7 protein-coding genes are annotated in these 6,978 nt (G+C 50.0%); 2 read left to right on the top strand and 5 right to left on the bottom strand.

Features of this window, described 5'->3' with window-relative positions:
* Positions 1 to 1,377, top strand: a 1,377-nt coding sequence (locus tag CAG65_RS18365; RefSeq protein WP_161454570.1) for an EAL domain-containing protein, incomplete at its 5' end; no start/stop codon positions are given.
* Positions 1,378 to 1,535: 158 nt separating this feature from the next.
* Positions 1,536 to 2,642, top strand: a complete 1,107-nt coding sequence (locus tag CAG65_RS18370) for a M20/M25/M40 family metallo-hydrolase (protein ID WP_161454571.1) — start codon at positions 1,536 to 1,538, stop codon at positions 2,640 to 2,642.
* A 10-nt stretch (positions 2,643 to 2,652) separates the two neighbouring features.
* Here CAG65_RS18370 and CAG65_RS18375 read toward each other — a convergent pair whose 3' ends face one another.
* The 5 genes from CAG65_RS18375 to CAG65_RS18395 form a co-directional block, all read right to left on the bottom strand.
* A complete protein-coding gene (locus tag CAG65_RS18375) occupies positions 2,653 to 3,747 on the bottom strand; it encodes an AarF/UbiB family protein (RefSeq protein ID WP_161454572.1) in 1,095 nt (364 codons plus the stop codon).
* 130 nt (positions 3,748 to 3,877) lie between these two features.
* Positions 3,878 to 4,666 carry a slipin family protein gene (locus CAG65_RS18380; RefSeq protein ID WP_040902091.1) on the bottom strand — a complete coding sequence of 263 codons (789 nt, stop codon included), beginning with the start codon at positions 4,664 to 4,666 and terminating at the stop codon, positions 3,878 to 3,880.
* Positions 4,663 to 6,024 (bottom strand): NfeD family protein, encoded by a 1,362-nt coding sequence (locus CAG65_RS18385; RefSeq protein ID WP_161454573.1) that lies wholly within the window; start codon positions 6,022 to 6,024, stop codon positions 4,663 to 4,665. The genes CAG65_RS18380 and CAG65_RS18385 overlap by 4 nt, the downstream gene beginning before the upstream one ends.
* Before the next feature lie 94 nt (positions 6,025 to 6,118).
* Positions 6,119 to 6,415, bottom strand: coding sequence for a putative quinol monooxygenase (locus tag CAG65_RS18390; RefSeq protein ID WP_161454574.1), 297 nt, complete (start codon positions 6,413 to 6,415; stop codon positions 6,119 to 6,121).
* A gap of 31 nt (positions 6,416 to 6,446) precedes the next feature.
* On the bottom strand, positions 6,447 to 6,978 hold a 532-nt coding region (locus CAG65_RS18395), incomplete at its 5' end, for an O-methyltransferase (protein WP_161454575.1).

Here is a 6,978-nt window from a genome sequence, read left to right on the forward strand (position 1 = left end):
GATGACGGACTGAGCAACATCGCTGACGGGTATGTTCATACCTTAGATGACATTATTGAAGACCTGCGTAGTGAAAATTTGAAAGCATTGCGTCACCCGGAGAACTGCGAACGTATTCAGCAGGACTTGCTGTTCGAAAGTGTCTTACGAGAAATGTTTGTGATCAAAGACCGCAAATTGATCTGCTCGTCCAAACGCGGGGAATCATCCATAGATGTAAGTGACAGGCTGCCAGAAAGTGGATTGCGAGCGGGAGTATTTCTCTATGATTTGGGGCAAGACATCAAAGCCCGGACACTGATCGTGGTCGACGTACACCGAACACAACCGAATATCGGGGTTGTCTCCGGGGTTGAAAAGCAGTTCGTCATTGCTAAGTTAGGCTACACCAATGACAGCCGGGTGAAGCGAGCCGTTATTCGTTCCGGTACACCTTACTTCCCGGTCGATGAGCGTTTTGAATCGGACACAAGACACACGGTGGTCAAGTCGAAAAAATTTGGTTACGAGATTTTTGTTGAAGCCAGTGCCGACTACAGCCGATCACAACAGGGCTTTTTCCTGTTGTCGGCATTGCCGGTCTCGCTGGCGCTGTCTGCGCTGATCTTCATATTAATGATGTGGTCTGGGCGTAAAAACACCATGCTGAGCGACATCAAAAAAGCATTGGCACGCCAGGAGTTCTTTCTGGTTTACCAGCCTGTCGTGGACATCGAAACCAATCAAATTTCTGGGTTTGAAGCGCTGATGCGCTGGATTCATCCTCAAACCGGGTATATCCGCCCAGATACGTTTATCGCGCTGGCGGAAGAACATAACCTGATCAATGAGCTGACCGATTATGTGTTCGATTGTGCGTACCGAGATTGCAAAGATTTGGTGTTTAAACACCGCGTTCACATCGGGATTAATGTGCCGCCTTCTTATCTCAACTGTAAAAACTGTCTGGAAAATCTCAAGTTAAATCAGCTGCGTTTTGACGATCTTAACCTGATCCTCGGGCTGGAAATCACGGAGCGCCAGTTACTCGATAAAGAAACTCAAAGCATACTCGATGATGTGCGTGCACTGGGTATTGACGTTGCCATCGATGATTTTGGCACCGGACATACGGCTCTCTCTGTGATGCAAAACATCCGCTTTGACTACCTGAAAATAGACAAATGTTTCGTTGACACCATAGGTATCGAATCCATCAACGCCCCAGTGCTCAATTCGATCATTGAACTTGGACATCAACTCAATGTTCATATCATCGCAGAAGGCGTGGAAACACTGGAGCAGGTCAAATACCTCACTGCGAAAGGCGTGCGTTTCCATCAGGGTTATTACTACTACCGCCCGATGATGCTCAATGAACTCAAACAACTGATCTGATTTATCCATGGCGCGAATGCCAAGCGCCGTGGATTCTTTGCATCAACAGCTTACCTGACGTTGTTATCAGGATGGGTGGTTTCTTTGATTTATCTCAGGGTTACACTGCCCCTAAGAGCGTTAAGGTAATCGCCTCTGTTCCCTATCGAGGTACCATAATGACTCAGATTAACCGCGATCGTTTAGTTGAACACTTTATCCAGTTGGTGAAGATCGACAGCGAATCCTGCAACGAAAAACAGATTGGTGAGACACTGGCCGAACAACTGGGCTCTCTGGGGTTCAGTGTCAGTAGACTGCCGGTCCCGGAAACGGTCTCTAACGGATTCAATCTGTATGCCCGACTGGAAGGGACGCTCAACGACAGCGTGGTGCTGAGTTGCCATATGGACACCGTCAAACCGGGAGTCGGCGTGGAACCGATCATTGAACATGGCATTATCCGCTCCAAAGGCAGTACGGTTCTTGGTGGCGACGATAAATCCGGCATTGCGGCGATCGTTGAAGCGGTGCGCGCCATCCAGGCAGACAAGCTCGCCCACAAAACCATTGAGATCGCTTTTACCGTCCATGAAGAAGGCGGGTTGTTTGGCTCCCGACACTTCGACATGGCCTATATCCAGTCCGACAAAGCCATCGTGCTGGATACCGGAGGCCCGATCGGCACTATTGTCAACGCTGCGCCCGGCCAGCAAAAGCTGACCGTCACAATTAAAGGCCGCCCCACCCACGCTGGACTTGCGCCAGAAGAAGGCATCAGTGCAATTGGGGTTGCAGCGGAAGCGATCACTCAAATGAAACTGCTGCGTATCGATGAAGAAACCACGGCAAACATTGGCCTGGTGCAAGGTGGTGGCGCAACCAACATCGTGATGCCAGAGCTGAAAATTGTCGCTGAAGCCCGCTCACTCAATGACACTAAACTCGCAGCGCAGGTCGCTCACATGACCGAAACATTTAAATCGGTAGCGGCCACACATGGCGCCGAAGCATTGATTGAGTCCACTCGCGCGTATAACGCCTTCGTTTTGGATGACAATCATCCGCATATCGCATCGATCAAAACCGCCTTTGAAGCCATCGGCCTGGATCCAAAGACCAAACGCACGGGCGGAGGCAGTGACGCCAATAACTTCAATGCAAAAGGCTTAACCACAGTGAACATCTCCACCGGAATGGCCAAAGTGCATACCACAGATGAGCACATTGCTATTGATGACATGGTCAAAGTGACGGAATTTGTGAAGCATTACCTGACGCACTAAATCGGTCAGTTTATGAGAGCTGATATCGCACCGCATCAGCTCTCATGGCACGATACTTCGCTAACAATTGCGCCTGAGTGCAATGCTCATCGCCAAAAAATAACCCACCTTCTTGCTTAAGTTGTCCATAATCCTTTTCTAAGGCATTCAGCACATAATCAGCCTTTTGCAGTGTGTAGTGCGTACATGACTTGCCGTGCACATCATCCAGCATATCGAGTAGTGTGGAACGAAACTTTTCCCGCTGGAATAAACGGCGCAGCGCCGATTCCTCCTTCAACGCCTGTCGCCAGTCGTTTAATAACGCATCATGCCAACTCAGCACTGCCTCACTGGCTCCGCGATCAGCCAAACGGCTACGTTTGTCCTGGTAGGCCTCAAACGCACAAGTTTTCTCACAGTGATACAAGGTCAATTGTTCCTGCGTACTCAAGGTGTGAGAGTGCTTAAGCAGATAATCGAAAAAGAACCGGGTTTCAAAACGCTCCACCCCGTGAAACATCGGTGTATCCAGACCGTTACTGTTAAATTCTGTTTTGGGATCAAAACGGTACATATAGCCAAAATCAAACAGCTTAATCTGGCCACTCTGGTCAACAAGCAAGTTACCCGGACATAAGTCCCACTCAAACAGTCCGGCCATTTCCAGCGAACAAATGGTTGAAAATATCTGACGAAAGACGCTTTCATCCAATCGCGATAAGCCCTCCCCCTCGATCCAGGGCGATAGAATCACGCCATGCAAAAAAGAGGCATAACGCGTATCAACGACGTGTTCAAAACCGCCCTGTGCCTGTTGTTTGAGGTGGGTAAAATCGCAGCGTCGCTGCACTTCGTTGAGAAATGAGGTTTGCCCGTCGATGTTCTTTACCAGGCTTTGATCACGTTTACGTTTCAGGGTCCAGTTCTCTCCCCCCAGATTCAGTTTATAGACCACTGCGGTCAGTCCGGAATCAAACACTTGCTGCACATAATTCGATGCTGATGTGGTTGCCGCCAACGTCACGACATCGATCCCCAAACTGTCGAGTGTACCGATCGATAACTCCTGCCCGCTTTCGACAAATGCCTTCTGCTGGGCCTGACGTTTCTGTTCCTGATTCATGATTCTCTCCCTGACAAAACGCTCAATGTAGCGACAAGCAGGGTCCACAATCCGTGATGACGCCTTTGAAATCAGGTCATAAGCACAAAAACACCGGCGCGCGGGCCGGTGTTTGATGACGAAAAATCGCTTATTGCTTGTCTTTGCCCGAGCCGTCTTTTCCAAACAAACCTTTCATTAACTCCATCGGCATCGGAAATAGAATCGTCGAGTTTTTCTCACCGGCTATTTCGGTCAGCGTCTGCAGGTAGCGCAGCAGTATCGCGTTTGGCTCAGACGCCAGTTTGCTCGCCGCCTCCACCAGCTTATCGGACGCTTCCATTTCACCAGAAGCGTGAATGATCTTGGCTCTCCGGGTTCGTTCGGCCTCCGCCTGACGAGCAATCGCCCGAATCATCGATTCGTTCAGATCGATGTGTTTAATTTCAACGTCAGACACCTTGATCCCCCAGCCGTCGGTTCTGGCGTCCAGAATCGCTTGAATGTCGGTATTCAGCATGTCTCGATTCGCCAGCATCTCATCCAACTCGTGCTGCCCCAGCACAGAACGCAACGTGGTTTGTGCCAGTTGAGACGTGGCCTGAAGGAAGTCCTCCACATTAATGATCGCTTTCTGAGCGTCGATAACCCGAAAATAGATCACCGCATTCACCCGCACAGACACGTTATCCCGGCTAATCACATCCTGAGTCGGAACGTCCATCACGACGGTACGTAAATCCACCCGAACAATTTGTTGAACCAAAGGAATCACAATGATCAAGCCCGGCCCTTTGACGCGTTGAAAACGCCCCAGGAAGAAGATCACACCCCGTTCATACTCACGCAGTATATGGAACATACTAAACGCCAGTAACAACAGCAGAATCACAGCCAGTACTGGGGTCAGCATGCCGCTTTCAATCAGAATTTCCATCATTTTTCTTTGCTCCCCGAAATCTTGGATACTTTCAGAGTCAGGCCATCAACTGCGTTGATCCGGACTGTCTCGCCTTTCTCGACCTGCTCCTGACTCTCTGCCGCCCACCGTTCCCCACTGACTTGCACAAACCCTTTGCCGTTGAAGCTCCCTAACACCTGAGCTTCACTATCGAGCAGCTCTTCCTGACCGCTGACTATTTTTTGTTTTCTCAGCTTTAACAAACGACCGAGTACGAAGACAATGAACCCGCCGGACAGCGCAGCAATACCGTAAATCAGATTCAATGACACTCTGAGCTCGGGGATATCGCTGTCGAGCAGGAATACCGAGCCCAGCACAAACGCCACCATCCCGCTGATACCAAATAAACCGAAACTCGGGATCAGCGACTCAGCCACCAACAAGGCCAGCCCTACACACATCAGGCCAAGACCGACGTAGTTAACCGGTAACAGCTGAAATGCATACAGGGCAATCAGCAAAGAAATCGCTCCGACAATGCCCGAAATGCCGAATCCAGGGCTGTAGAATTCAAGCAATAGCCCATACACACCGATGAGCATCAGAATATAGGCAATGTTGGGATCGGTAATGGTGGATAAGAACTGATTACGCCAATCCGGTTCACGCGGCTCCGTAACAGCTCCCGCCAGCTCCATCACGGTTAACTGATTATTGATTGTCACGCTCTTACCATTCGCCTGTCTGAGCAGTTCAGCCGGCGTTTCGACAATCAGGTTAATCACATTCAGTTCTAAGGCTTCAGGAGCGGACAATGTCGCCGCCTCACGCACGGCCTTTTCTGCCCATTCAACGTTGCGTCCGCGCAATTGGGCCAGCGATCGAATGTAGGCAATCGAGTCGTTGAGCATTTTCTTTTCCATGGCAGAGGGCTCTGCCGATTTCTGATCCTCTTTTTGTTCGCCACCACCCGCCGGCCCACTGATGTTCACCGGCGTTGCGGCTCCCAATGTGGTTGCCGACGACATCGCTGCAATATGGCAAGCGTACAAAAGATAGGTCCCGGCGCTGGCAGCTCGGGCCCCCTGAGGATAGACCAGGCACAAAACCGGAATATTGGAGGCGAGAATATGTTGGTTTATATCGCGCAGGCTGGAAACCAGTCCACCCGGCGTATCAATAGTGATAACCAGTGCGACCGCATTGGAAAGTTGATTGGCGCGCTGAATCTCTTTAATCAAATAGTCACCGACAGCAGGGCCAATTGCTCCGCTGATTGTCAGTACAGGAACTGTCTTTGTGTTCGCGGACGGTGCTTCCTCAGCGCCGTCCACATACGGACTCGGAATTCCGATGAGACAGCTCAAGATAATCCCGATAACCCACCGATACATCTTATTTGTCCACAACGAGATACCTTATCAGTGTAGCTCATTCTGTATACTCGTCATGGCACAGTGGGCACGTTCATTTATCTATGAAGGGGGCTCAATCCACTTTATGCATTAAAGAAACTTGGGTCGGCGCAGCCAGCCAGTCGATCAGTTTACTGGCCGCTTGACGGGTGTACGCTTGTTGGTGATGTGCGTCAAGATCGTGCTTATCAGTCCACTCCTCATACAAGTAAAGAGCAGTTTGACACCCGGATTCGTGCAGATCAAAGCGCAGGCAGCCCGGCTCGGCGCGAGTGGGTTCAAGAATGGACAGCAGCTCAGCTTTTACTTGCTCAAAATACTGACTTTTGGGCGTGATAGTCGCCATAACAAAAAGAGAAGTGTTGATCATTGCAATACTTTAACTTGATAAGTAAATTTCACTACTGGTTCTTGTAAATCAGCAGTTCTCCTTTGCCGACAGGCACCAAAGACGTTTGCAGATGCGGCTGGGCCGTAACCCAATCCACGAATTCAGCCAGCTCCTGCTGGTGAGAAACCGCGTTATCACACACCATTAGACCTCCGGGCTTCAACAGTACGAAGAGTCGTTCGGCCATGACACAATAGGTCGCACGGTTGGCATCCAAGAAAATGAAATCAAACGCATCGGACAACTCATTCACCAGCTCAGTAGCATCACCCCGTAACTGCGTGATCTTGTGACTCAACCCGGCACGTTCAAAATGTCTTTGCGCCTCATCCGCTTTGCTTGATAAGAACTCAATCGTAAAAAGCTGTCCATTGGCTGGCAGCGCATTTGCCAGCCACAATGAGGAATACCCATTGGATGTGCCGATTTCAAGCACTTGATTTGATTGCGTTGCTTTGATCAGCAACGCTAAAAATTCGCCTGTATCTCGAGTGATGTTGAGATACTTCTTGGCTCGATCGCTTTGTTGCGCATCGTTTTGC

This window comes from Vibrio sp. V39_P1S14PM300 (assembly GCF_009904765.1).
Lineage (GTDB): Bacteria > Pseudomonadota > Gammaproteobacteria > Enterobacterales > Vibrionaceae > Vibrio > Vibrio proteolyticus.